Genomic DNA, 25532 nt, shown 5'->3' with positions numbered 1-25532 from the left:
CTGCTTGGATAATGCGGTTGCTGAAAACTTTTTTGCTTTACTCAAAACAGAGATGTATCACAACCAAAGCTTTGAAGATGCAGATGCTCTGATAGAGCAAATTAAAGAATACATCGAGTACTACAATACCAAACGTATAAAAGTGAAACTAAAAGGCCTGACTCCGATAGAATATCGAACTCAGGCCTTGAAAGCCGCTTAACAGAAATGTCCAACTTTACGGGGTCACATCACGGTGTCAGTTCAAACCATGGCTTTTGTTTTTCCTAAACGAGTGTAGATTCAATAAAGATAAATAACGATTAAGCCGCCTTAGCAATTACAATCGTAAATTTAGCCCCACCATAACTGCTACCATCGATCTTGATACTCCAACCTAACTTCTTAGCCGCAGAGTTTGCAATGGCAAGCCCCAATCCAAAACCGCCGGTTGAAGCGCTTCTGCTCGAGTCTAAGCGAGAAAATGGAACAAAGACTTCATCACGACGCTCCTCAGGAATACCAGGCCCGTTGTCCTCAACGACCACTAACCAGCTTTCTGAGTTTTCATCTAAAGTCAGCCAAACGTGGTCTTTAGTATAGTTGCCAGCATTCTTAAGGATGTTATCAAACACCAAGCGAGCCATTGAGCAATCACACTTTATTGTGCTGTCTTGATTCACCTTTGATTCAAAGGTCACATTGTCCAACTCAGAATAGCGAATCCGGTCTAAACAATATTCAAGTAAGCTCGCTCTTACTTTCACCAACTCGAAGAAGGAATTGTCCATAACATTCAACTTCGAGAGCATAATGATCTCTGATGTGAGCTCGTTGATATCGTCGACATAAGTATCGATATCATCAAAAAGTGCTTGATGCTGCTCAGGCGCTCCTCGTCTCAGTATGTCAGTCGCTAACTGTATTCGGCTTAACGGCGTACGAACTTCATGGGGAATTGCTTGAGCAAATATATGGCTCTCTTTCACCTTGCTTTCTATCTCTTCAGCCATGCAATTAAAACTGCTAGCCAACTCGGAAACAGGATGAATATATTCAGTCTCAGAACGCGTACTCAGTTTACCTTTACCAAACTGTTTCTGCTTCTCAACTAACGACTCAATCCTCTCTTGAAAGCCCCTAACCGGCAAGTAAACACTCGCTCCAATCGCAATGATGACCGCAAGCAGAAGTCCAAGTAAAAAATGCCGCTCTGAATCCTCATACCATTCAATTTCAGGAGAAAAGAAATCCCCAACTTCACAAAATGCAAAGCTAAACTTGGAATTCGGCAGTTGGTACACAGCCGAGTACAAATTGTTTTCGCTGAGGTAAATAGGCACACCATTTAAGATGGTATGTAACTCACATCGTTGACAAGGAGGTTCTCCCGACCAATTCTCTAACAGGCGTAAATTGAAAATAAAAAACTGTTGGTGACCTGTTCTATCGAGTTCCTTGTAGAGCGAATCTTCTTTGTCACGATGTTGGTTATACTGTTCAACAAAGTACAACCCATCATTGAGAAAAGTCTCAATCTCTGTTCTTCGCATATGTCCTTCACCCAGGTGTAGGAACAAAAAGATTGTCGTCGACATCCCTGTAACAATACCAAGGTAGAGCCGAGCAAACATCGAAACAGAGCGAAGCTTCTCTTTAATAAATTTAAGCAACCAGCATATACCCCTTATTACGTACCGTGCGTATCAACTGTTTGTCTTTTGCGTGAACGCGCAACTTTCGGCGTAAACCAGATACACGCATATCAATCGAACGATCGTTAAACGCATAATCTATTCCTCGGAATAATTGGCAACATTGGTCTCGGGTAACGACTTGGCAAACATTCTTAACAAGAAGATTCAAAATCTCAAACTCTGCGGATGTGAGTTTCAAGTTTTGTCCGTATAAAGTGGCACTTTGGGCTGCGCTATTGATGACGATCTCACACTGGTTTTCTGACACCGTTTCCACCGTTGTTGTAACCGGCGTTGCACGTCTCAACAGAGCTTCGATTCGGGCCAGCAATGCATGCCCTCGTATCGGCTTAGCCACATAATCATCAGCACCGAACTTAAATAAGCTTACTTCACTCATTTCATCTGCAGAGGCAGTCAGCACTAAGATCATTCCATTGTAAAACTCACGAGCCTCTCGGCAGATTTGTGCGCCACTCATACCTGGTAGCATAAGGTCCAACAGCACTAAATCAGGTTCAATACTTCGGATAGCTTCAAGTGCCAAGTTTCCCTCATGAACGACGCTCACTTCATACCCTTCCGCTTCTAGGTAGAGTGTGGTTAAACGAGCGATCTCTTGGTCATCTTCGACAATGAGTACTTTGGTTTTCGACATATCTATCACCAGTATTTATTAAAAGCGTGGGCAGTATATATACTGGTCATATATCATCAATATTGTTATTAGAGTCAAGGCTTTACCGTACGCAAAACATAATAATCATATTTGTACATCTACGTTTACAAAATCAGACATCAGGTCGTCTGCAAGCCTCGATTTATATAGGCTCCGCAAAATGACACCGATTGCATTTAATGTCGTATTCCATCCTAATCGCTTACACTTGCTTTATTTTCTTACCCACACTTACATTAAAATTGTTTACAAAAAACAATCAAATCAACCATCTTTTAACCAGTCACACCACAGTTTATAAAACCAAGAAACAGACTCCATTTAGATTAAAAAACCAGAAAATTCGACTAACCACTAAAGGAAACCGATTACCTATTTCACTCATCAGCACTTTCCTTTCTTGCTCCCCCATTCCTTCCTATTAAGTCATTACCACTTCAAGTAACATTCACAACATCAATAGATCCGCTTTGTAATTTGTCATTTAATCACTCCTTAGAGGGACCCTCTTAAAATGAATAAACCGCTTTCACTGTTACTGGCTACGTCTGCTTTATTTTCAGCACCTTTACTTGCTGATACGGATAAGCAAGAAACGATAAAAAAGATTCAATCTCAAGTGAGTTCTTGGATTGATATTCAGGTCGCTCCGCAAAGCAGCATTATTCAAAAAATGGTCTTTGACTGTGAATTCTACAGCGCGACGCCTTATATCAAGTCTCCAGATGGCAGTGAAAGTAGTTCAGGCTCATACCGTTTCTACTCACAAAAAGGTGTATTAGGTACCGTCACTGAACCGTTTACGACTCAACCACTGCCTGAATTAACCATGTGCTTAAAGGAAGACTTCACCCTAGCGAACCAAGACCAAGCACAGCTCTTATTCGAAGCTATCGAAACGGTATATCCAAATCATTCTATGTTTGATGAGAACTTCCCTAAGGAAATCATAAAGAAACCAAATGGATGGCATTTTATTGATGGTGAAATGTTCGATGATAAAAAAGGCTACATCATTGAAACAACTCCGGAAGGGAAAGTGACTAAGATTATTCGCTCATTAAACCTATAAACACACCTTTCTCACTAATATGGAGAGGGGTTGATTTGTATTAATAAGTCACCGAAGTAGGCTACCTACTCGGTGGCATCCAACTAAAACTTCCTCACGTAGAGTCCAGCATGATGACAAGTTATCAATCTTTCGAGTACCTAAAGTGCCCTATTTGGATATATGACATCGATAACAAAAGAATCACATGGGCAAACCAAAGTGCTCTTCCTTTGTGGGAGGCGGAATCTTTGTTTGAACTGACGTCACGTGACTTTAGTGTCGAGATGTCAAAGGCAATAGAGGCAACTCTCGAAGAGTATCAAAGACAATTTCTACGTGGTGAAAGCATCAAAACATGGTGGAACTTCACCCCCAAATACATAGCCAAACGCGCACTTTGCCAGTTTTCTGGTATTCCTTTACCTGATGCGCGAACGGGCATGTTAGTTCAAGTGGTTGCCGAAGAAGGCAGTCTTAAGCACGACCTCGCTTACTCAGATGGAGCGAACCTTTCTCTGCTATTTGACCGCTCAGGTAAGATAGTAAGCACTAACTCCGCGTTTAATCAAAACTATGGCTCACCCTTTACCACCCTCTCCGATTTTCTTTCCAGCGAAGAAACCGCAGCCCATTGGCTATTCTCAGCACGAACGGGGCAAGAGATCCTTGAAGAAGTGAGCTGTACTATAGGTGACAAAACCCATCACTTTGATGTTCAAGGCAAGTGGTTGTTCGACAAGAGTGAGCTACTGTTAGACCTAACCTGCACCACCAAGCAAAAAGAAAAGCTGATAAAAGCCAGGTACAACGCGGAACACGATTGCTTAACAGAGCTTCATAACCGTAGAGGGATCACCAATTTACTACAAACCAGTATTGCCTACCGCTCCCCTTTTGAGTTGATGTTTGTTGACCTTGATGGCTTTAAGCTCGTCAATGACACCTATGGGCATAGCGTGGGAGATCAGCTGCTAAAACAAGTCGGTGAGCGCCTAAAACAGCTCGTTGATGAAACCTGCATGATTGGTCGCTTTGGTGGCGATGAGTTCATCGTGATTGCTCACGCCTGCCGAAATCAAAACATCCCACTGCTTTGCACACGCATTATTGATGCATTAAACCGAAGTTTTCACATCAGCGGAATTGGTACTCTGTCTGTGGGTTGCAGCATAGGTACTGCAAACTTTCCAGATAACGCCATAGACCAAGAGTCATTACTAAAACAAGCGGGCATGGCAATGCACATGGCAAAAGCTAACGGACGTAACCGCTTCCAAACTTTCACCCCTAGCTTAGCTCGCGCACTTCATCGAAAAGTAGAAATTCGTCATCGTTTAGCTCGCGCTCTAGAGAATGAGGATCTCGCACTGCACTACCAACCGATCATGAATACCAGCAGTGATAAAGTGAAAGGGTTTGAAGCACTGCTACGCTGGTCAGATAAAGATTTAGGGGACATTAGACCTGACGAGTTTATCGCTCTAGCAGAAGAAACAGGTCAGATAGTTCCGCTTGGAAAGTGGGTGCTCAACTCCGCACTTAAGCAGCTATCCATTTGGCACCGAGAATTTGATAACCAGCTAATGATGAGTATCAATATCTCCAGTATTCAAATGCATGCAACTTTTGCAGACCAACTGTCTGCAATGCTCAACTTCTACAATATCCAACCTCAGAGCATCGCCCTTGAGATCACTGAGTCATCCATGATTTTCAAACATGGCGAAGTTAGACAAGCGTTGTGTGACATTGCCAAGTTGGGTGTGGAGTTGCACCTGGATGACTTTGGTACTGGTTACTCTTCTCTATCTATGTTGCATGACCTACCTATTAGTACTGTTAAGCTTGATAAGAGTTTTGTGCACGGGTCACACAAAGGCAGCAAAGCCATAGTTCAAGCAACTCAAGCTATCTGTGACAAGTTAGGGCTAAAAGTGGTCGCGGAAGGTGTTGAGACAGTAACGCAGAAGGACTTCTTAGTCGACTGTGGTTACCAATATCTGCAGGGGTTCTTGTTTAGTAAACCAATCCCTTCAAATGAAGTCGAAAGCAAGTTTTTATGCCTTCGATAATTCAGTGTTATTCACTTGAAATGGCGAATGAACAATAGTGCGAGTATCGGCTCAAGTATCGTGTATTTGGCCTAACAAGCTGCTGAACATGTCAGTTATTAACACTCAACAGCAGTATGCTTCTCACTCATAAAATCTCTCCTTCATCTCAATAGTTCAGTTAGTTATCCGCTCTCTATGTCAATTCTTGTTCAGCTCAAATGTGACTTTTTGGCGACTCATATTTGAACTTCGATATTTTGTATTCTGCTTTCGTCCATACAAAATGAGAAAGAGAATCATGAAAAAGAACCACTTAGTCTTACCTGCCGTCGCTGTCGTTACAGCTTGCTTACCATTGTCTGCACTCGCAGGTGACCGCGACAACTCTATTGAGGCCGGTGTGACATTTATTGGGAATCAAGAGTTGGCAACCTTTGGCTATAGTAAAGCCCTATCGAATAATATTGTCGTAGGTGGTGGCTTTTCATTAGGTACGGAAGCGGTAGATTTAGACGAGCCAAACTCACAAGATGCATGGGGCTTATATTCCAACATCGGCTACAGATTTGAAATTGCCGAGTTTGATATCATCCCTAAGGTTGGTATCAACTACTTAAATGCCGATGTGGAATCGGGCAACGCTTCTTTCAACGACATCAATATCGATAATGTTTACGGTTCAGTGGGTGCCACAGTGAACTGGCGCATGATAGGTTTAACGGTCGATTACGGAAAGATCAACGATTCGGCGATGGTGCCAGACGGCTCAGGTGGTACCACACCATTTGAAGAAGACGTAGTACGCGTTACTGCAAGCTTTAACTTCTAACCTTTAGCTTTAGAGCTATCCACTTGCTTTAAAAAGTAGTCACAAGAAGCGACCAGAAAGCTCCTGATGATGCACCTATCTTGGAGCTTTCTTTATGGAAGACCAATCAAAAAAACTCACCCAATAGAATCATTATTATAACGACATGAACCCAAGTACAAAATATCCCACCTTATTTCGTTCATTTCAATCAACACTATTTACCAACAAAATAGAGTGCAAGCACTAACCGATGCTAACGCAACCATGGAATCAACATCACGGTTTTGTTAATTAACAGACTAAAAACCATCCAATTTAAAATAACATTTTTGTTGTGACATAATAAATAATCAAAAAGCAATAACGTTAAAGTTCCCAATTAATGCTAATGATATTACTATTAATTAGTGATTATATAAATTAAAGAAGTATAAACTTGAATTTAAATGATATTAATATCATCTTAAATTTTCAAACTGAACTTTATCCTGAAAAATTTTGATAAATCTACCTGATAGGTCGACACCTAAAACGCCACGCCCACCAATATTAGCAATCACTAAAACTCCTGTAAAAAGCGCTAATATTGAAGCTCACAAATGGATAAATACCAAAACAAATGGATAAATCCCCCTTGTCCCTTGTAAAAAAGTGGCTTTCATTTATAAATTCAAGTTTTGGGTGAACATCTCTACAACCTTTCATTACAGCCCAAATTCTGCGATTAGTATCAACATCTTGAGAGAAATGGTGACATTTTAGTTATGTTATTTAGAACGGACTCTTAGGTTGAACGACAATCCCAGCCATCACATATCAATCACACAAATATAATAACTATCGCTTAGGAGTTGAGCTATGCACTGTTCTTTCAATATAAATAACAATAATGAGAGCTTGCAACTAATCTATAACGAAGAAAAAATATATATAAAGAAAGACAGTAATAAGATATCAGAGGAAACACTTAATAGTAAAGAGAGTTTTGTCTTCAAGTATTTAATTGAGAATGCTTCAATTTCAAACCCTCAATCAGCTCGAGATGTTGAAGAGTCATTTAAATTACATTTTGATGAAGAGTTCAGTCTGTATGCTCTAAAAAATATTATCGCTTCTATAAGAAAGAAGTACCGAAACCTTTGTAAAAAGGCAAAGGTTGATAATAATAGTGAACTCATATCAAACCTCTATAAAGTGGGTTACTTTATCGACCTTGATAAAAGTTCAGAGAACCGTATCGCACCCAAATATGACATCAACCAGTTCAAACCGAGCCAGGCTACAATGCTGAAGTTGATGTTCAACACATACCACAAGGAGCTAATCAGGGCTTTGGTCACTGTGCTCACGGTGACGTCACTCTTCTTGCTCGTTATCTACTTTTTCCAAATCCTTTATACGATGAAAATTGCAGATGAATACAGCGAAAACACTCTGCACATTGCAGAAGAAATCATGGATTTTGGCTGTGACACTACAGGTGCAATTCATTCATTAAGGCACTCTCTTAACCTCGACTCCGTTGTCATGACTACACCTCAAGGTTCCTGCTTCATCTCAAAAGCTCGTTCTCAATCTGTTGAAATAGATAAGATTGATGACTTCTACGATAGCCGCGACTTTTCCTATTCTCGTTTCACAAACTCAGAAAAGAATACCGAGTTAACGGTACGTATTTCAAAAGGCTCTATTGAAGCACGTTACAGAAACTCATTGCTGCCTCTGCTCGTTGATTCCGTCTCAATACAAAAAAATGGTTACTACATTCTCAACTTAGGCGAAACCAGCCAGGCGATTTACACCTCCCCACTACCAAGCGGAGCGACCATTACTTTCTATAGCGATGATATTGTCGCGCTGTGGATGGCTACATCTATTTTGCTTTCCACTTTACTCTATCGCTCTTACATACTTGGATTTTTCATTTACCTGTTTCGCTGGAAGAACATCTCATTTGAAGAAGAGCCGATCATCAATACGGAAGACAATACCGTTTTGTACTATGAGCTTTTGTCTAGGGTTCGTAATGTCGGCGTTCTAAGCTTTATCAACACCATGCGACGTACCAACCTACTCACTTTTCATACCATTTTGCTTATTGAAACGGTAAGAAACGCCAAGTTACACAACAGTCATGAGATATACGGGGTTAACGTGTGTCCAAGTGCCTTGGTAGGTAATAACTTTTCGAAGCTTAAAGAGCACTTAGACGCAATGGAGGCTAATGAGTTTGTCGTCGAGATAACGGAATACTCAAACATTGGCTATGGTTGCGAAGTCATCGACAACATCAAAGCAATCAAGAAACTGGGCATCACCATCGCGCTGGATGACTTTGGTACAGGAAACAACAACATCGAAATCATCAGCGTTATCTCCCCTACTTATTTAAAGTTGGACCGCTGTTTTGTGAAAGACATTGAATCAGGAGAGCATCACCAGGGCGTGCTACTCAATATCTCGGAGATCGGACGCCTATCCAATATTACGATGATCTATGAAGGTGTTGAGACGCATAGACAACAATACATCTTGTGTCAGTTGGGCTACAACTTACATCAGGGCTACCTTTATAGCCGTCCTCAAAGTACATCCAGCTAATCCTTTTTATCAAGGTACCTGTGAACTCAAAGGCGTCGATTAAGTTAGGCGTTGGTGCACTTAAGGCTTCCAGAGTTCACAGGAAAATAGGCGTCCAGTAACCCTTTAGCAGTCAGTGGTTTATCAAAGTAATAGCCTTGTAGTAAATCACAATGGTATTGCTGTAACTTCTCCATCTGTTCTGGGGTTTCGACACCCTCGGCAACGACTTTCATCTGACAAGAGGCGCCAATATCAATAATGGCTTTCACTAAAGTCTCACTGTGCTGACTGGAATTCAGTTTGCCGATGAAAGATCGGTCGATCTTTATCTCTGTGATTGGCAGAGTATTAAGGTAATTGAGTGATGAAAACCCAGTTCCGAAATCATCGAGCGAGATACCAAATCCATAATCTCGAAGCCTTCTCAGTATCGGCTCTACGATATGCAGATCTTTGATAAGGATGTTTTCCGTTAACTCGAGAGTGACTCGTTGTGGAGCAATGCCGACTTCCTCCACTAAACGTATCACTTTCTCGTCAAAACCTAGTTCGAATACCTGTTTAGGCGACACGTTAACGGACACACATATCGCCTCAGGTCCATTTGGCATCAAATTAAGGGTGTCTTCGCACGCTCTCCTTAACACGAACTCACCAATCTCATGAATTTTCCCTACTCGCTCAGCAGCCGGAATGAAATCTAAGGGTGAGACAAACCCAAGTGAACCATTATTCCAACGGCACAGCGCTTCCACGCCTTTTAACTGTTTGGAATGTGCATCGACCTGCGGTTGATAGAACACACTGAATTCACCACGTTCTAGGGCCGTTTCTAACTGCTTTTCTACCGAATAGTCATACTTCACTTTTCGATTGATTACATCGTCATAAAAAACAGCATCACCCTTGTTTGACTCTTTTGCCTTGTACAGCACAATGTCCGCTTTCGTCAGCAACTCTTCCACTTCCGTCCCATCATAAGGGTACATAGAGACGCCCGCCGAACACCGAGTCGATACCGTTACACCATTTAGGTCGAAGGATGGATTGAAGACATCTTGGATCTGTTGAACTTTCTGCTCTGCATCAGAAAGGTCATGAATACCGGGCAAGCAGAAAACAAACTCATCCCCCCCAAAGCGAGAAACGACATCATTCTCTCCTAAGATATCTTCAAAACGCTGACCTATCTGCTTTAAGAGTTCATCTCCACTCGCATGACCAAACTGGTCATTGATACGCTTGAAGTTATCGAGGTCGACAAAAACCAATGCCACCAGCTTACCCTCAAGTTTTGAGTGAGCAATCGCACGGCTAACTTGAAGCTCTAGTTCAGAACGATTAGGAAGTGCCGTCAGAGAGTCGTGTTTTGCCATATGTTGCAGTCGACGGCGACTGTTTTGTATTCGGCTAAAATCGTCTGCGATTCTCTGCTCCATCTGAGAGAAGCGGGTTGATATTCTTCGGCTGATAAGGGCGCTGATAAAAATACAGCTCATCGTCACCAACACACTCAATATAAGAACAAGACCAAATTCGTTACGCGATTCAGCTAACAACTCATTTTTTCGTTTCTCTATCGAAGCATTAACATTATTCAAATACACGCCTGTGCCGACGATCCAATTCCAATCACCGACCTTTTTGACATAGCTACTTTTAGGCCCGATAACGCCGTTTTTATCGGCGGTTACATAATCAACAAATCCGCCCTCTTCAGATTTCGCTAGAACATCTTGCTTAAAGCGACTTCCAAGATCATCGTAGACGTTAATCCCTTGCCCGATATTAATTCGATTTGCGTGGAGTAAGCTGTCACCATTTTGTTCAAAAACGAACAGATAACCATTGTCACCCACGATTATTCTCGACAGTATTTCTAGAATCCTTTGATAACTGGCTCGCTTAACATCATCCAGAGACACGCCAGTACCAAAGTACCAGTCAAAGGGCTCGAATCGGCGAATATAGGTTAATTTCTCATAGTGCGTACTATCGATATACGGCTTATCTATATCTCTCCCCTCTAGTTCTGGGCGCGGAACGAAGTACCGAGAAAAGGCACCATTACTCTGCTTAAGAAGTTCAATCTGTTCTTTGATGACAGCCACACCTTGAGTGTCTGTCGTTTTAAGCTGATTGGTGTTTTCAATTTCTGGGTTAAGAGGATGAACGAGTGACGTGCCCTGCATGTCATAGGCATAGATGTACTCTTGCTTTTCAGCATAACTCAGTTTTCTGATCTCATTTAAAATCAGTTGTTTAAGCTTATCTTCTGACAAGTGTTGGTTCGAAGAATAGATATTTTGAGCCGCAGTGTACGCTCTATCTAACCTTCGAGTAATGCGCTTTTTGACTTCATCTTCAACAAGGCGTTGAGTGTGTGTAATTTGCTGAGAAACCTGAAGCACCTGCGCCTCAATAGAGCCTTTTTGGGCAGCAATATAATCGGTTCGAATTAACTCAACCAACGCCTTAACCTTTTGATTCACACTCTTGAACATCGCCATATTCAAGATGATCGCAGAAAAGATGATGATGGCTATTGGCAAATACTTGGTAAACCAGACCAGTTTTTTGTCATTAATGTGCAACATACGAACTCAACACCACAGTACGGGGTGCTATATAATAACGTTGTTTTTACTGAACATCCAACCATAAAAATATTCTATTAATTTTTATAAAAGTCTTGCCAATACGAATAAAAAGGTTAGTGTTATACACATGTATATCACCATGCAGTTTTAATTATGACCGAATGGAAAGACGACCAACCGATCTTTAGGCAGCTTGCCACTAAGATCAGCGACCAGATTCTGCAAGGTATTTGGCTAGAGCAACAAGCCCTGCCCTCTGTGCGCGCTGTTGCTGCTGATCTTAAAATCAACCACCTTACCGTCATGAAAAGCTACCAGTTACTGGTTGATGAAGGCTTGGTTGAAAAGAAGCGAGGCCAAGGTATGTATGTAGCCGAAGGTGCACTTCAAAAACTGAAAGAGTCCGCACACCAAACTTTCATCAACACACAGATCCCAGCCATCGCTGAGACGCTAGGCATCATTGATATGAGTGTCGAAGAACTCGTGAAACAGCTAGAACAACATATAAAGGACAAGTCATGAGTACTTTACTTTCCGCGAAAAACGTCACTAAAACTTATTCAAATCAAGTGGGTGTAGAGAACATCAGCTTCGAACTAAAACCTGGCCAAGTGCTTGGCTTGCTTGGTCATAATGGCGCTGGTAAATCGACTCTCATCAAGTCACTGCTTGGTGGGCATAACTACCAAGGTGAAATCGAAGTCAACGGCTACCACCCAATCCACCAGCATGCAGAGCTCATGCAGCACCTATCTTACATCTCTGATGTGAATGTGCTTCCTGAATGGATGACCATCAAACAACTACTTCGTTACACCGAGGGCGTACACCCGAGTTTCAACCGACAAAAAGCCGAGCAAACTCTGAGTAGCACGAACATTAAACTCTCTTCCACGATCAAACAGCTCTCTAAGGGAATGAAAGTACAGGTTCACCTTGCGATCATCATCGCAACTGACACTCAGGTACTCATCTTGGATGAACCAACACTTGGCCTAGATTTGATTTACCGAGACACCTTCTACCGCCACTTATTGGAATGGTTCCACGATGGCGAGCGTGCGATGATCATTGCTAGCCATGAGGTTTCTGAGATCGAACATCTATTGACAGATGTACTTATTCTCAAACAAGGCCGCTGCGTGCTGCAGAAGAGTATGGAAGATATCGAAAGTGATTACTTCATTATCGAAGTTGCTAACAACCACTCAAGCGACATTCAAAAAATGAAACCACTTACTTCACAACCGGGATTAGGAACGACTAAATGGTTATTGGAAGGTCAATACAAACCACAAGTTGAATCACTAGGTAACATTTACAACGTTGGTCTTGCCGACCTATTCCTTGCAACACAGACGGAGAAGGCATAATGCACCCAAGTTTTTATATGCTAGAAAAAGAACTTATCGAGCACAAAATCAATACTCGATTACCTCTATTCGTTGCGTTGTGTGGTTTGTTACTGTTCGTGAGTCTGTTCTTTAATGGCGCGGCACAGCATGAGTTTTTCTTCCAGATGGAAGTTAACGGCGATGTGAGCGACATCCATAGAGAATTTGCACAAGACCTAAACTCAGTGATCTACTTTGGCGCGGGCTTAATTTCACTGCTGCTTTCAACGCTGTATATCCCAAAAACACTGCGTAAAGAGCGCCAAGAAGGCAGCTCAATGTTTTGGAGAAGCATGCCGGTATCGAATGCTCTGACTCACGGTGTGAAGCTAGGCTTTGGTTTAGTGGTGATACCCGCTATCTGCGCCCTATTAGTTCTATTTGCCGATGTTCTATTCTGGATTCTAAACGTATCTAGCGAACAACAACTGGCGCTATTAGTAGAACAGCAATCACTATTTTATGTGCTCACCAATTGGTTGGTATTCTTTAGTCGAATGTTGTTAGTTGCCTTGGTGCTATTACCGTTAGCGGCAATGACACTGGCGATCTCGCAGCTGGTTAACTCGCCATTGCTTGTCATCTTTGTTTCAAGCTTTGCAATCAAATGGCTGGCTATCGCACTGTTCGGTTTCTATGGCATCAATGACTTCTTTTCTGTTATCACTTCACTACCGATGAAAGTACTTACGGCAAGTAACCCGTTCAGTGCGCTCTCTGACGTCTCTGTCTTATCTTTGAGTATTTACGTCTTGCTTGGTATCGGTGGCTATCTACTGAGCCTTAAATTAAACAGAACGGACGATGTAAGCCTAAAGACACTGTTCCAATAACAGGTTACAAAACCTATCGCGTGATGCGCAAATAATGAAATCAAAGCTTCTGAGAAATCGGGAGCTTTTTTTTGCTCGTAGTTTCTGTTTGGAGCTTGGGTGTGGAATCGTTGTGCTAAGTAGAAAATATACTAGGTAACAGATTAACTGTGTAAGAGGTTTGCTTTGAGAGGTATTAATGAGCTGACATTAAATTGCATTGTTATTAATGCCTGCCAGCTCTTTGAGGGATGATTTCTTTAGCTACCGACCAGATGAAGGTCATTGAGAGTGCTATCGAAATCGGTTTGTTTCATTTTGTAGCCATTGATGGCTGTGATTGAAAGCCTTTCAGCTTTGTAAGTTTTTAGCTTTATTACTTGATATGTAAAGCTTATTTCTTTGAAGCTTCTTTCGAAGTGTCTTTCCAGTATTGGATACGAACGCGATGAAGCTGTGCTCTTCTCATTTTTTTCATAAGGTATTTTTCCTTTTCATTTAGCTGCTCTTCATGAGCTTTTTTATTGCCAACTATTCGAATCTAACGGTGTTTGATGGCCAGATCAATGATACAAATCACAAAATATAAAGAGTTCTAAGTACCATTTACATCAAAATATGACCTAGATATCAACTGTGGCTCAATTTAATCCAACAAGCCGTTCTACCTATTAAAGGTTAGATCTCTCAGATGACAAACTCATTTCAGTATCAATACACTTCTATGATACCCATTTAATAGACCGGAACATCGAGGATTTAGTTCCCAAATTATTATACCCTCACCCATTTAATAGACCGGAACATCGAGGATTTAGTTCCCAAATTATTATACCCTCACCCACTTAAGTTACACTGTAACTAGAACTGGAGAGGAGTGAGTCTGTTTTTTGTTCACACTGGTCTATACGACACATACTCAAAATGGGATTATGTTGATGAAAGGCAACACGATAAGTAAAGGATAGGCAGACTTAAATGGACACAACAATCAGTAAAGTGATTTTACAAGGGCACATTGTCGTACCAGACGATGATCTAGAAGCAGTTATACAAGCACTGACCGTTCATAAAGAACTCACGTTGGCAGAGACGGGATGTGTTGTATTTCGTGTTAGCCAAAGCTCACTGCAGCCAAATCGCTTTGAAGTATATGAAGAGTTCACTAACCGTGAAGCGTTTGAGGCCCACCAAAATAGAGTGAAAACCTCTGACTGGGGCAAGATAACTAAGAACGTGACACGCCATTATCAAGTGACTGATGTAACCACCCCATAATGACTCAAGCATTGACCAACCAAATCGCAGCCTTGATCGAACAAGATCCGCTGCGAACCAAAATCTTAGAATGCGTGGCTCAATTAGCTCTACCACAATGCTATGTCGCTGCAGGCTTCGTAAGGAATCTAGTTTGGGATCACTTGCATGGCTTTGATAGCCCCACGCCGCTCAACGATATTGATGTGATCTACTTTGATCGCGGTGATTATGGTTACCAATCGGACATAGATTACGAAGCTCAGCTAAAACAACAGCTACCTAAACTCAACTGGCAAGTTCGTAATCAAGCTAATATGCATACTCGAAACCAAGATAAACCTTATCAAAGTACACTAGATGCAATGAGTTACTGGCCTGAAAAAGAAACCGCTATCGCAGTAAAGAGAAACTGCCATGGACGTATCGAGTGTATATCGGCTTTTGGTTTAGAGAGCCTGTTCAATTTGAAAATAACGCCAAACCCGAACCGCGGTCGCGACGTATTTGATCAACGAGTCCAATCTAAAAACTGGCTAACTCATTGGCCCAAATTAACCATTGGCTAAAATTAACTATTACCGACAGCTAACTATCGAACAGCTTCAAAGCTAAAACCATTGACTAACAGCCCAATCAGATCGAGCATGCCTCACTTATTAGCTAAACCGCACGCGGTAACAAACGATTTCTTCTTCTCGTCATACTGAGTAACAACCATGAACCAACAATACATGCTGCAAGCACTTGAAGCTTCGCGCCAAGCCCTACCCGACTGTCAACCAAACCCACCAGTGGGGTGTGTATTGGTGAAGAGCGATAAAGTAGTGTCTGTTGGTTACACACAAAAGGTTGGTGGGAACCACGCTGAAGTCGAGGCACTGAATCACTATGACGGCGATATGGAAGGCGTAACAGCTTACGTGACATTAGAGCCGTGCTCTTTTATCGGTAGGACACCAGCTTGTGCTAATACTCTGGTTGAAGCCGGTGTAAAACACGTTGTGGTTGCTATGCTCGATCCAGACCCTCGCAACAATGGTCGCGGTGTAGCAATACTGGAGTCGCATAGTGTGAAAGTTGACGTGGGGCTATGCCAAGCACAAGCGAGTGCCTTTTTAACCCCATATCTTGGTAAGTCTTAGGCTCAGCATCTGTGGCGTTTAGCTATTGCGCTTGGCTTATTGAGGACTCGTTACTCAACATCCGTAAACCAAGACTAGCCCACATCTACTCGATAAAGTGGGTTAGCTGGCGTATCAACAAAGTATGCCCAGATATGATCATACACCGCATGTTGGTTGGGGAATGGCGCTAACGCTTTCGCTTCCTCTAAACTGCACCATCGATACTCAGTGTGTTCATGGTTTAACTCTACCGCTTGGTCTGGTGGGCAAAGTACAGTAAAGATCGGGATAAGTTGAATGACATTGACGTTCGCCTCGTAGAACTGCTCCAAAAATTGAGCGTTATACAATTCTTTCGCTTCGATTTTAGTTTCTTCTTCAAATTCACGTACGATTGCCTGCCAACCAGTTTCACCCGCTTCAATCGAGCCTGCAACATGGCACCAATAGCCGCCCTTTACGCGTTTCATTAATAGCATTTTCGTTTGTCCGTCGATCTCAGAAAGAGCGACACCAGCCACAATCGAAGTATTGAGTGGAATCATAACGTTACCTTATTTTGAACACGAAGCGAGCAAGCCTAGCACCCTTCCATTAGTAAGTAGTCTTCGATGATGAAAAACGAGAGACCAATCATTAATTTGTATTCCTCCCCTGAGCACTCCAACCTTATACGAACAATCAAGTTTACTGTATAAAACCACGGTGCGATTTCTTATTTGAGGCGCTTTTAGATAAAGAGTAGAATCGCCTGCCTTATACTGTATTTAAGCTCTCAAAGCACAGTAGACTCGTAGCCATTTATCACCATCAAGTAAGACGACTATATGCACTCATCAAAACCAACGCACGACTCAGAGAACAGCCATACACCTGAGCACTGCTTCACTCGCTTTCAACAGCCGATCGAGTCATATTCATTGCCTGAGCGTTTCACCTTTCCGTTCTACTACGAACCACATCCATTGTGTGAAATTGCGTCGCACCAGCTTCAACAATACCTAGAAACCCAAACCGATTGGCAGCACGACTTCGGACTGGATTCTGACGAAGGTCGCGGCAAGATGTTTGGTGTATTACTAGTAAGAAGCCCTGAAGGTGAACTTGGTTACTTCTCTGCATTCTCAGGGAAAATCGCCGATCAAAACCTCCTGCCGCACTTTGTTCCACCAGTATTCGACATGCTGAGCAGTGACAGTTTTTTCCGTCAAGAAACCGCAGATATGATGGCGGTGAACGCCGAATTTAAAGCGCTGCAGGTCAACGCTCAATACCTTGAGCTGTGTGAACAATTGGCACAGCAAAAAGCGCAGGCAGAGCAAGAAATCGAAGCTCAACGCTTGTTGATCATTGAAGGTCGTAAAACGCGCAAAGAGCAACGAGAGCAAGGTAAAGAGAACCTTGATGAGAAAGCTTTTGAGCAACTAAACCAAGAGCTCAACAAAGCCAGTGTTGCAGATAAGAACCAACAGAAATACCTGAAGCTCAATTGGGAACAAACCCTAAACGAGCTACAAAGCAAGGTGGATGTATTTACGGCTCAATTGGCTGAATTAAAAGAGCGAAGAGCGCACCTTTCTCATCAGCTTCAACACAAGTTATTTTCACAATACGCTTTCCAAAATGCGGAAGGAGATGTCGAAGACCTTAACCAGATCTTTGAAAACACGCCAAATAAAATACCACCAGCAGGCTCTGGTGAATGTGCGGCGCCTAAGCTTTTGCAATATGCCTATTTGAATGGCTACACACCATTGGCATTAGCTGAATTTTGGTGGGGCCGCTCTCCAAAATCAGAGATCCGCAAGCACAAGAAATACTACGCTTCTTGCCAAAGCAAATGTGTACCGATACTTGGCCATATGATGAAAGGCCTTGAAGTGGATCCAAACCCGTTGTTAGAGAACCCAGCAGAGGGCAAAGAGCTCGATATCCTGTTTCAAGATGAGCATATCGTTGTGGTACATAAGCCAGCAGGGTTCCTTTCAGTACCGGGCAAGACCATCAAAGATTCTGCCTACACTCGCGTTCAGGAAATGCATCCCGATGTCGAAGGGCCGTTCGTTATACACCGCTTAGACATGGCGACCTCTGGCATTCTAATATTCGCCCTGACTCGACGCGCCAACAAAAGCCTGCAGAAACAGTTCATTACTCGTGAAGTCGAGAAGCGATACGTCGCGATGATTGAGGGCGTTCTGACCGAAGATGAGGGTTATGTTCGATTACCGCTGCGTGGTGACCTGTACGATCGTCCTCGTCAAATTGTCTGCTACGAGCACGGCAAACCTGCAGAAACTAAATGGGAAGTGATTGAACGCAATCAAGAGACCACCAAGGTTTATCTGCACCCTAAAACAGGACGCACACACCAGTTACGTGTGCACTGTTCACATGAAGAAGGGCTACATATGCCTATCGTCGGTGATGGTCTGTATGGCAACAAAGCTGACCGTCTTCACCTACATGCAGAAAGACTTGCCCTACACCACCCAATTACCAAAGAGTGGATGGAATTCCAATTCGATGCAGAGTTCTAAAAACTCTTATCAATAACAAGTCTTAATGAAAGGGGTCACACCATTTGTGGCTCCTCTTCTCCCATTTTCTCCGCATTTTGCGCCCTCGTTTCGCCTACCTCTTTCGGATATATCTCCACGCTTATTGCACTACATCAAGGTTCACTTCATTTTGAGGTGTAGGATGCCCCTCTTCACCTTTCCTTGAGGCCTTTGATATGTCATCAGCTGCTTTGAATCTACATGCCAATACACAAACATCTTCTTTGACTACTGCGCCAGCATCAACAAACGTAAAGCCAATCACAACGAAAAAACCGGATCTGAATTCGGCAATGTTGAATCTCATCGAAGAAGTTAAAAATGAACTCCCGCTCTATGAGTCAGAGACATTCATTTGTGGGCCAAAAGGAAACTGCTCAGGTTGCTCTAAGAAATTGCTAGAGATGGTCGACACAGAATTGATGTACTGGGAACACAGCATCTCAATGGGACAAGGGCCAAACTTCGAAGAGCTGCGTCGCTTCGGTAAACTATGCAGCAGCGTCAGACGTGGCTTAGAAAGAAACGGCTTGGTAGAGAAGCGTCCTAGAAGAAGGTAACTAGAAGCAAGTCACTAGCTTAGGTATTAAAACACGATTTAGGGCGTCCTCGATCGTGTTTGAGGTCTCGTGATACCTAGCCTTAGCGCATATTAGCTCCACTTACCTCAGTTGGAGTCAACACTATGAAACAGACACATTTACTGTTCACATCCCTACTTTTCCTTTGCAGTTCAGCCATCGCTTCCGGTGTCGGATTCACTCAAGCCACCTTAACTGACAATCCTAATCGCCCGCTAAACACTGCCATTTGGTATCCCGCGAGAGGTGCATCAGACACAACCTTAATTGGCGATAACCCCGCCTTCATCGGAACACAAGTCATCAAAGATGCAGACATTCAATCAGGCACTTTTCCAGTAATACTGCTATCACACGGCTACCGAGGAAACTGGCGCAATCAAAACTGGTTAGCGACCAAACTTGCGAGTAAAGGCTACATCGTAGCGGCCGCAAATCATCCGGGAACCACCTCTTTCAACCATTCTCCAAAGCAAGCAGCGAAATGGTGGGGAAGACCACGAGATGTATCACGTATTCTGGATTACCTGTCATCTGCCCCACAGTGGAAGCAGTCTGCTAACGCCGACAATGTGACTGCAATCGGGCATTCATTGGGTGGCTGGACAGTAATGCAATTGGCGGGAGCAAGAATCGATAGGCAAACCTTTGAAGCGGATTGTCTCATATACCCTAACCCACGAACTTGTGGACTTGCTGAAGAGCTAGGGCTCGACAAAGTCCAAGCTGCAGAGCCAAACAATAAAGATCTTTCAGATCCAAGAATTCAACGTGTAGTCAGCCTTGATTTAGGGCTTGCTCGCAGCTTTTCAATCGTTAGCTTAAATGCCATTAAAGTACCAACCTTGATACTGGCGGCCGGGGTAGATATAGGAGATCTCCCTCAAGCATTAGAGTCTGGCTATATTGCCGAACATGTACCGCTAAACTCTAGACGCTACAAAGTCTATGAAAAAGCCACCCATTTCAGCTTCATTCAAAGCTGTAAAACCGGTGCTATAGCTATACTGAATGAAGAGGTCCCAGGCGATGGCATTATTTGTAAAGATGGTATTGGTACATCACGCGGCCAGTTACACCAATTGTTCTTCAATGACATCGTTCGCTTTCTAAATTGATAAACAAAAAGCAAACACACTCAATCTAACACTTGTAGCGAACTTCGAAACTCACTCGGAGTTTGCCCAGTTATCCTTGAAAACTCCCTATTGAAGTTAGACTTGGTCTGAAAGCCTGAACTTAGGTAGATCTCTGTTATCGCTTCATCGGTTTGCTTCAGAAGAGTCTTAGCGTGTTCAATCCGATAGGCGTTAATCACCTTCGAAATGTTCTGTTGGTGAGTTTGATTAACCGCAGACGATATTTTTCTAGCAGGAATGCCTAGCTTTCGTGCCAAGCGATTGAGAGACAGGTCAGGATCCTTGAATACTTGGCGTTCTCTCATTAATGCATCGAACTTAGCCATGATCTGAGTAGTTTCTTCAGTTTGGTCGTCATCTAAGCTACTCACTAGTGTAGTCGATGTATCGACCTCTTCTGGAGAACCTTGTGACATGGCAGGTAAAGCCTGCACTTGCATGGTTTTTTCTTCGGCAGGCGTGCTCATACTGACCACCATCACAGCGGACACAATGGCTGGAATAAGGACAAGGTAGCTAATCGATAAGATCAGATTGGTGTGCTGCGCATCCAACAGCAAGATATCGAAAGAAAGCGCACTATCAACCAAAGCTGAGAATAGTAGCATTACACCTGCAACTCTTTCAGCAACCAGCACTTTCGATACATCAGTCAGCCGCACTTGTTCCGGTACGCGCAGCGACGACTTCAGCAGCAAGCTACCATATCCGAGATAGAGCAAGATCAGCAATACATCAAGAGTTCCCACCCAGAGATGCACATAGAAAAGTGAGCCAACTAAAACAGCAATCGGGCCTAGCCAATGTAAATGTGTACTAGATTGACTTCGATGAGCTCCTGCAAAGCATAACCAAGCCGCCACAGGAACACAGGCACCCAGAATGGGTTGTAAGAAGCGAAAAAACGTAATATCAAACGTCCACCGAAGGCCCATTACCGTCACCATCAACGCGCAGAGAATGATAAACCAAAATGGCTTTTGACTGGTTTGTGGGTAACGGCATCGAAACAGCACACCTGTCATCAATAACAACAGCGCCGCGACAAATGGTAAAGGAATGGCAAGCATCAACAGTCCGTTTAAGTTCGAGAAAAGATCACTTCCTCTTCAAAGCACTTCATTAGCGAAGTAAGTGAGCGAACCAGTGATACATATTGAATATCAATCTATGGTAAATCATTCCTCTGACAAAAATCTAGAGCGAAACCTTGATGGTGTTAAACCAATGATTTTCATAAAGACTTTTCGGAAGCTATTGACGTCTTCATACCCAACTAAGTAGCTGATTTGTTCTACTGGTTTATGGGAACTTTCCAGTAGCTCACACGCGCTTTGAACACGCACATGTTGAATATAGTTAATCGGAGTCAAGGTCGTCGCTTTAGTAAATTGTCGAATAAAGGTTCTTCGCGTCATAAAAGCTTCCTCCGCCAATTGATCAAGTGCCAAAGAGAGGTGGTGATTCTTTTGAATAAAGCGCTGCACAGAGACAATCTTGTCATTCCCATGAGCATAGTTAGGCACAAAACTTTGGTAGTAGCGCTGCTCTCTCAACCCCGTATCCAACACCAGATACTTACCCAAATTACGCGTATTGGTCGGCGTCGTGTATTTCGTCAGGATAAACAGAGCCAAATCCATCCAAGACATCAAACCACCAGCAGTAATGATGTCATCGTCATCGATCAGGATTTTGTCGATATCGACTTTAATCTCAGTATGTAACTCCGAAAACAATTGTTGAGCTTGCCAGTGCGTAGTGACGGTTCGCCCTTCCAGTAATCCGGTTTGAGCAAGAATGAACACGCCTGCGCACGCTGAGCACAATATTGAACCCTTTTGATGAGACTCAATCAGATAATCCGTTAGCCTATCATCACGCTCTAGGTAGTAACTGCCATCTAGGTTTGGCGGCAATAAAATGATATCGGCTTTAGATTCTTCATTTGAGTTAGCCGATGAAACCGATAAGTCGCCATAAGACTTAATCTCAACCTGGAACTGAACCGTTTCACTTTCAGAATCAAGGCTGTTCGCCATCTGAAGAAACTCTTTTACTCCAAACACAGCGCTCTGCAGAGATCCAGGGTAATCGATGATTTCGACCTTTACTGATTTTGTCACTATTGCCATATAGTCTGTCATTTTTGACGTGCGTTAAAAAACACAGAGTAGTCATAATAGCCCCACACCACAAGACATTAACAACAAAGGTATGGATTATGAGCAATACTGCACTACTACTTATTGATTTCCAAAACGACTACTTCCCTTCATACGAAGGTGCGAAATGGGCCCTCTCTGAAACAGAAAAAGCAGCAGAAAAAGGTGCACAATTACTCGAGACATTCCGAAATAAAAAACTACCAATAGTTCATGTGCGCCATGAATTTCCAACCAATGAAGCGCCATTCTTCTTGCCTAACTCAGATGGAGCTCAAATCCATAGTAGCGTAGCACCTCTGCAAGACGAGACAGTGATTGTGAAACAACAGATCAACAGCTTTAGAGATACAGAACTGGACAAAGTATTGAAGGAACAAGGCGTTGAAAGGCTAATCATTGTTGGCGCGATGAGCCACATGTGTATTGATGCGGTGACCCGCGCAGCAACTGACTTGGGTTATGAATGTCACGTCGCGCATGATGCTTGCACCACATTAGATATGGAGTTCAACGGTGTTAAAGTACCGGCAGCACATGTGCACGCCGCATTCATGTCAGCGCTTAGCTTTGGTTACAGCAACGTTGCAACAGCAAACGAGCTAGAAAAGCTGCTTTAATCAAGAGCCGCCTAAGTAGGAAGCACTCAATTCGTGATTGCCACCTAAACTGCCAGTCTACATATTACAAGCATAAAAAAGGCGCCGATTAAGGCGCCTTTTTACTAGAAGCGAGCTTTCATTATGCCGCTGCAGTTTGGCGTGTAGGGTGTTTGATGAATACCGCAATCACTGCCACGATAGCCAATGCGAAACAGTAATATGAGTTAGATACGATCTCTAGCGGCGATAGGTTAAATACCGAACCTAATAGCAGCACCTGTGCACCGTAAGGCAACACACCTTGAATTACACAAGAGAAAATATCCAATAAGCTCGCCGAGCGACGTGGAGATACGTCGTTCTCTTCTGCTAATTGACGAGCAACACTACCAGAGACAATGATCGCTACTGTGTTGTTTGCCGTGCACATGTTCACCATAGACACCAAACCAGCAATACCCAACTCACTTGCGCGGCCGTTTGCTTGCTTAGAGTGTGAAGAGCCGAATGCACGAATCATGCTACTGACTAGGTTAGTCAAGAAAGCGAGACCACCTTGGCGACGCATCAGCTCACTCAAACCACCGATCAGCATCGACAGTAAGAAAATTTCCTGCATGTTGCCAAAGCCTGCATAGATATCTTGAGCGTAATCCGTTAAGCCGTAGTTCTCCACAGAACCTAAGCTAACGCCACCTGCCAGTAAGATACCGATGGTTAGCACAACGAACACATTCATACCTGATACTGCAAGGATCAAGATAGTGATGTAAGGCAGTACTTTAAGCCACTCAATAGGACCCGTCTCAGGCACTTGAGTCGCAGTGCTGTTAAAAGCAAAGATAACAATCGCGATAAGTGCAGCAGGAAGTGCGATGCGGATGTTCTCTTTAAACTTGTCTCTCATCTCACAGCCTTGCGAGCGCGTCGCGGCAATCGTGGTATCAGAGATGATAGAAAGGTTGTCACCAAACATCGCGCCACTTAAAACAACGCCTGCTGTCAGTGGAATGCTCATGCCTGCTGAATCAGCAATGCCTAGTGCTACAGGAGCTACCGCGGCGATGGTGCCCATCGAAGTACCCATTGCTGTTGCGATGAAAGCAGAAATTAGGAAGATACCCGGTAGGATCATGCTCGTCGGGATTGCCGACAAACCAAGGTTTACCGTCGCATCCACACCACCAGAAGCCTTAGCAACCGCCGCAAAAGCACCTGCCAATAGGTAGATCATACACATTGCGATAATGTCTTTGTGACCTACTCCACTTAAGAACTGTTCGATAGCACGGTTCAATTTATCTTTGCTCAACAGCAGCGCCAACATCACAGCAGGTAGAGCCGCAATCGGGGCTGGAAGCTGATAGAAAGCAAAATCGACGCCTTGCAACGACAGGTAGGTACCTACGCCAATAAACAGCGCTAGGAACACGATCAGAGGGATAAGCGCTACTGCCGAAGGGGCAATAACCGCATTAGAATTTTTTGAATTGGACATGGAACGACAACACTATAGAACAGGAAGGAGAGCAGACTAATGTCACACTTAGGACCTGTCAACGTCTAGACGTCTAAACGCCCAATATAATGCAAAGTAATAAGAACTCTATTGAACATCACATAATAGAAAGGCTATTTACTCACCAGTAAATAGCCATTTGAGTTTGCAGGCAAAGGCTTAGCCAGTACAAAAGCGATTTCTGGCTCTACTCGGGCTACCTCTTTACCTGGCACTGAACCTGTGTCTGCGAACAATTCACAAACTTCACCTTGTTGCACGTCGTCAGCGAAAATAGGCGCTACGATAAATTTGTTTTCTGCAAGAGGTAACAGACACTTCCAGCCCCCCACTCTATCTGCGCGAATTTCAATCATGGACTCTTGAATTGCTAACGCATCATCTAAACTGGTTGGGCGATATGGTTCGATTAATCTTGGCGCTTTAGTTCCCGCTGTGCGACGGCTTAATAACTCTTTAGCCGCCTGCTCAAATACACTTGTCATAATATACCGTTTAATTTAGAACGATTAGAAATAGGCTTGGGCAATGGCACCACTCATGCGATGGTTGCACCATAAAGTGTTCAAAGGCCTATTGTCACATGTCCCGCAAGTAAACACATACCGCTAAGTCAATATATTAAAAGAAAAGCCAGCACCTGGTGATCAGTTTGAACTGACCCCCAATAGTTGGACACCAATTATTGGGGGTCTTTTTATGTCCAAATATAGCCGAGAGCTAAAATGTATCATTGCTAAGCAATACTTAGATGGCACGTCATCTCTCTACTTAGCAAAACAATATTCAATTTCTTCAAGACAGATACGGTATTGGGCTCAAGTCTTTGCCATTCATGGTACTGATTCATTTTTGCCAACTAACCATGCGGCTACTGCTCAGACAAAACGAAAAGCATTGAAACGAAAAGCATTG

General features: G+C 43.2%; 22 protein-coding genes and 2 pseudogenes. 16 read left to right on the top strand and 8 right to left on the bottom strand.

What is annotated here, in order from left to right:
* Positions 1–202, top strand: a 202-nt coding sequence (locus tag L1D55_RS23565) for an IS3 family transposase (protein WP_152966878.1), incomplete at its 5' end; no start/stop codon positions are given.
* Positions 203–302: 100 nt separating this feature from the next.
* Here the strand turns inward: L1D55_RS23565 and L1D55_RS23560 are convergent.
* Both L1D55_RS23560 and L1D55_RS23555 read right to left on the bottom strand, forming a co-directional pair.
* Positions 303–1652 carry a HAMP domain-containing sensor histidine kinase gene (locus L1D55_RS23560; RefSeq protein WP_239919076.1) on the bottom strand — a complete coding sequence of 450 codons (1350 nt, stop codon included), beginning with the start codon at positions 1650–1652 and terminating at the stop codon, positions 303–305.
* Entirely contained in the window at positions 1645–2334 is a 690-nt protein-coding gene (locus tag L1D55_RS23555; protein WP_008217338.1) for a response regulator transcription factor, read from the bottom strand. The genes L1D55_RS23560 and L1D55_RS23555 overlap by 8 nt, the downstream gene beginning before the upstream one ends.
* A 535-nt stretch (positions 2335–2869) precedes the next feature.
* Between L1D55_RS23555 and L1D55_RS23550 the strand changes: the two genes are divergently transcribed.
* The 4 genes from L1D55_RS23550 (at position 2870) to L1D55_RS23535 (ending at position 8875) form a co-directional block, all read left to right on the top strand.
* Positions 2870–3427 carry a hypothetical protein gene (locus L1D55_RS23550; RefSeq protein WP_239919075.1) on the top strand — a complete coding sequence of 186 codons (558 nt, stop codon included), beginning with the start codon at positions 2870–2872 and terminating at the stop codon, positions 3425–3427.
* Positions 3428–3537: 110 nt separating this feature from the next.
* Complete coding sequence (locus L1D55_RS23545; RefSeq protein ID WP_239919074.1) at positions 3538–5481, top strand: EAL domain-containing protein; 1944 nt, start codon at positions 3538–3540, stop codon at positions 5479–5481.
* Positions 5482–5761: 280 nt separating this feature from the next.
* Positions 5762–6292 carry a hypothetical protein gene (locus L1D55_RS23540; RefSeq protein WP_239919073.1) on the top strand — a complete coding sequence of 177 codons (531 nt, stop codon included), beginning with the start codon at positions 5762–5764 and terminating at the stop codon, positions 6290–6292.
* Between the two features lie 840 nt (positions 6293–7132).
* Positions 7133–8875 carry an EAL domain-containing protein gene (locus L1D55_RS23535; RefSeq protein ID WP_239919072.1) on the top strand — a complete coding sequence of 581 codons (1743 nt, stop codon included), beginning with the start codon at positions 7133–7135 and terminating at the stop codon, positions 8873–8875.
* A 44-nt stretch (positions 8876–8919) separates the two neighbouring features.
* Here the strand turns inward: L1D55_RS23535 and L1D55_RS23530 are convergent, their stop codons facing one another.
* On the bottom strand, positions 8920–11454 hold the full coding sequence (locus L1D55_RS23530; protein ID WP_239919071.1) for an EAL domain-containing protein: 2535 nt from the start codon (positions 11452–11454) through the stop codon (positions 8920–8922).
* A 156-nt stretch (positions 11455–11610) separates the two neighbouring features.
* Between L1D55_RS23530 and L1D55_RS23525 the strand changes: the two genes are divergently transcribed.
* The 6 genes from L1D55_RS23525 (at position 11611) to L1D55_RS23500 (ending at position 16068) form a co-directional block, all read left to right on the top strand.
* On the top strand, positions 11611–11982 hold the full coding sequence (locus L1D55_RS23525) for a GntR family transcriptional regulator (protein WP_004740059.1): 372 nt from the start codon (positions 11611–11613) through the stop codon (positions 11980–11982).
* Positions 11979–12833 (top strand): ABC transporter ATP-binding protein, encoded by an 855-nt coding sequence (locus L1D55_RS23520; RefSeq protein ID WP_239919070.1) that lies wholly within the window; start codon positions 11979–11981, stop codon positions 12831–12833. Before L1D55_RS23525 ends, L1D55_RS23520 begins: the two co-directional genes overlap by 4 nt.
* A complete protein-coding gene (locus tag L1D55_RS23515) occupies positions 12833–13687 on the top strand; it encodes a hypothetical protein (RefSeq protein WP_239919069.1) in 855 nt (284 codons plus the stop codon). Before L1D55_RS23520 ends, L1D55_RS23515 begins: the two co-directional genes overlap by 1 nt.
* A gap of 969 nt (positions 13688–14656) precedes the next feature.
* Complete coding sequence (locus tag L1D55_RS23510) at positions 14657–14944, top strand: antibiotic biosynthesis monooxygenase (RefSeq protein ID WP_239919077.1); 288 nt, start codon at positions 14657–14659, stop codon at positions 14942–14944.
* On the top strand, positions 14944–15492 hold the full coding sequence (locus tag L1D55_RS23505; RefSeq protein WP_239919068.1) for a nucleotidyltransferase family protein: 549 nt from the start codon (positions 14944–14946) through the stop codon (positions 15490–15492). Before L1D55_RS23510 ends, L1D55_RS23505 begins: the two co-directional genes overlap by 1 nt.
* A gap of 150 nt (positions 15493–15642) precedes the next feature.
* A complete protein-coding gene (locus L1D55_RS23500) occupies positions 15643–16068 on the top strand; it encodes a bifunctional diaminohydroxyphosphoribosylaminopyrimidine deaminase/5-amino-6-(5-phosphoribosylamino)uracil reductase RibD (RefSeq protein ID WP_239919067.1) in 426 nt (141 codons plus the stop codon).
* Positions 16069–16142: 74 nt separating this feature from the next.
* On the opposite strand, the gene L1D55_RS23495 is transcribed toward L1D55_RS23500, so the two are convergent.
* Complete coding sequence (locus L1D55_RS23495; RefSeq protein WP_239919066.1) at positions 16143–16595, bottom strand: NUDIX domain-containing protein; 453 nt, start codon at positions 16593–16595, stop codon at positions 16143–16145.
* A gap of 282 nt (positions 16596–16877) precedes the next feature.
* Between L1D55_RS23495 and L1D55_RS23490 the strand changes: the two genes are divergently transcribed.
* The 3 genes from L1D55_RS23490 to L1D55_RS23480 all read left to right on the top strand — a co-directional run bounded on the left by L1D55_RS23490 (position 16878) and on the right by L1D55_RS23480 (position 20310).
* Positions 16878–18590: an RluA family pseudouridine synthase gene (locus L1D55_RS23490; RefSeq protein WP_239919065.1), complete on the top strand. Its 1713-nt coding sequence runs from the start codon at positions 16878–16880 to the stop codon at positions 18588–18590.
* Positions 18591–18787: 197 nt separating this feature from the next.
* Positions 18788–19171, top strand: a complete 384-nt coding sequence (locus L1D55_RS23485) for a hypothetical protein (protein WP_239919064.1) — start codon at positions 18788–18790, stop codon at positions 19169–19171.
* 125 nt (positions 19172–19296) lie between these two features.
* The gene (locus L1D55_RS23480) at positions 19297–20310 is read left to right on the top strand and encodes a dienelactone hydrolase family protein (protein WP_239919063.1); all 1014 of its coding nucleotides are present in this window, start codon (positions 19297–19299) and stop codon (positions 20308–20310) included.
* Between the two features lie 20 nt (positions 20311–20330).
* Here L1D55_RS23480 and L1D55_RS23475 read toward each other — a convergent pair whose 3' ends face one another.
* Both L1D55_RS23475 and L1D55_RS23470 read right to left on the bottom strand, forming a co-directional pair.
* Complete coding sequence (locus tag L1D55_RS23475) at positions 20331–21401, bottom strand: AraC family transcriptional regulator (protein WP_239919062.1); 1071 nt, start codon at positions 21399–21401, stop codon at positions 20331–20333.
* A 108-nt stretch (positions 21402–21509) separates the two neighbouring features.
* Positions 21510–22466 carry a helix-turn-helix domain-containing protein gene (locus L1D55_RS23470; protein ID WP_239919061.1) on the bottom strand — a complete coding sequence of 319 codons (957 nt, stop codon included), beginning with the start codon at positions 22464–22466 and terminating at the stop codon, positions 21510–21512.
* Positions 22467–22555: 89 nt separating this feature from the next.
* Here L1D55_RS23470 and L1D55_RS23465 point away from each other — a divergent pair, with 89 nt between their 5' ends.
* Positions 22556–23116, top strand: coding sequence for a cysteine hydrolase family protein (locus L1D55_RS23465; RefSeq protein ID WP_239919060.1), 561 nt, complete (start codon positions 22556–22558; stop codon positions 23114–23116).
* A gap of 121 nt (positions 23117–23237) precedes the next feature.
* Here L1D55_RS23465 and L1D55_RS23460 read toward each other — a convergent pair whose 3' ends face one another.
* On the bottom strand, positions 23238–24596 hold the full coding sequence (locus L1D55_RS23460; protein WP_239919059.1) for a Na+/H+ antiporter NhaC family protein: 1359 nt from the start codon (positions 24594–24596) through the stop codon (positions 23238–23240).
* 152 nt (positions 24597–24748) lie between these two features.
* A pseudogene (locus L1D55_RS23455) lies at positions 24749–25102 on the bottom strand (hydratase); the annotation flags it as partial.
* A gap of 214 nt (positions 25103–25316) precedes the next feature.
* Here L1D55_RS23455 and L1D55_RS23450 point away from each other — a divergent pair.
* Positions 25317–25532: pseudogene (locus tag L1D55_RS23450) on the top strand (helix-turn-helix domain-containing protein); the annotation flags it as partial.

This window comes from Vibrio sp. Isolate22 (assembly GCF_022398115.1).
In the GTDB taxonomy this organism is placed as follows: domain Bacteria; phylum Pseudomonadota; class Gammaproteobacteria; order Enterobacterales; family Vibrionaceae; genus Vibrio.
The sequence above is the reverse complement of the archived record's forward strand: the minus strand, read 5'-3'. Positions and strand labels throughout refer to the sequence as shown.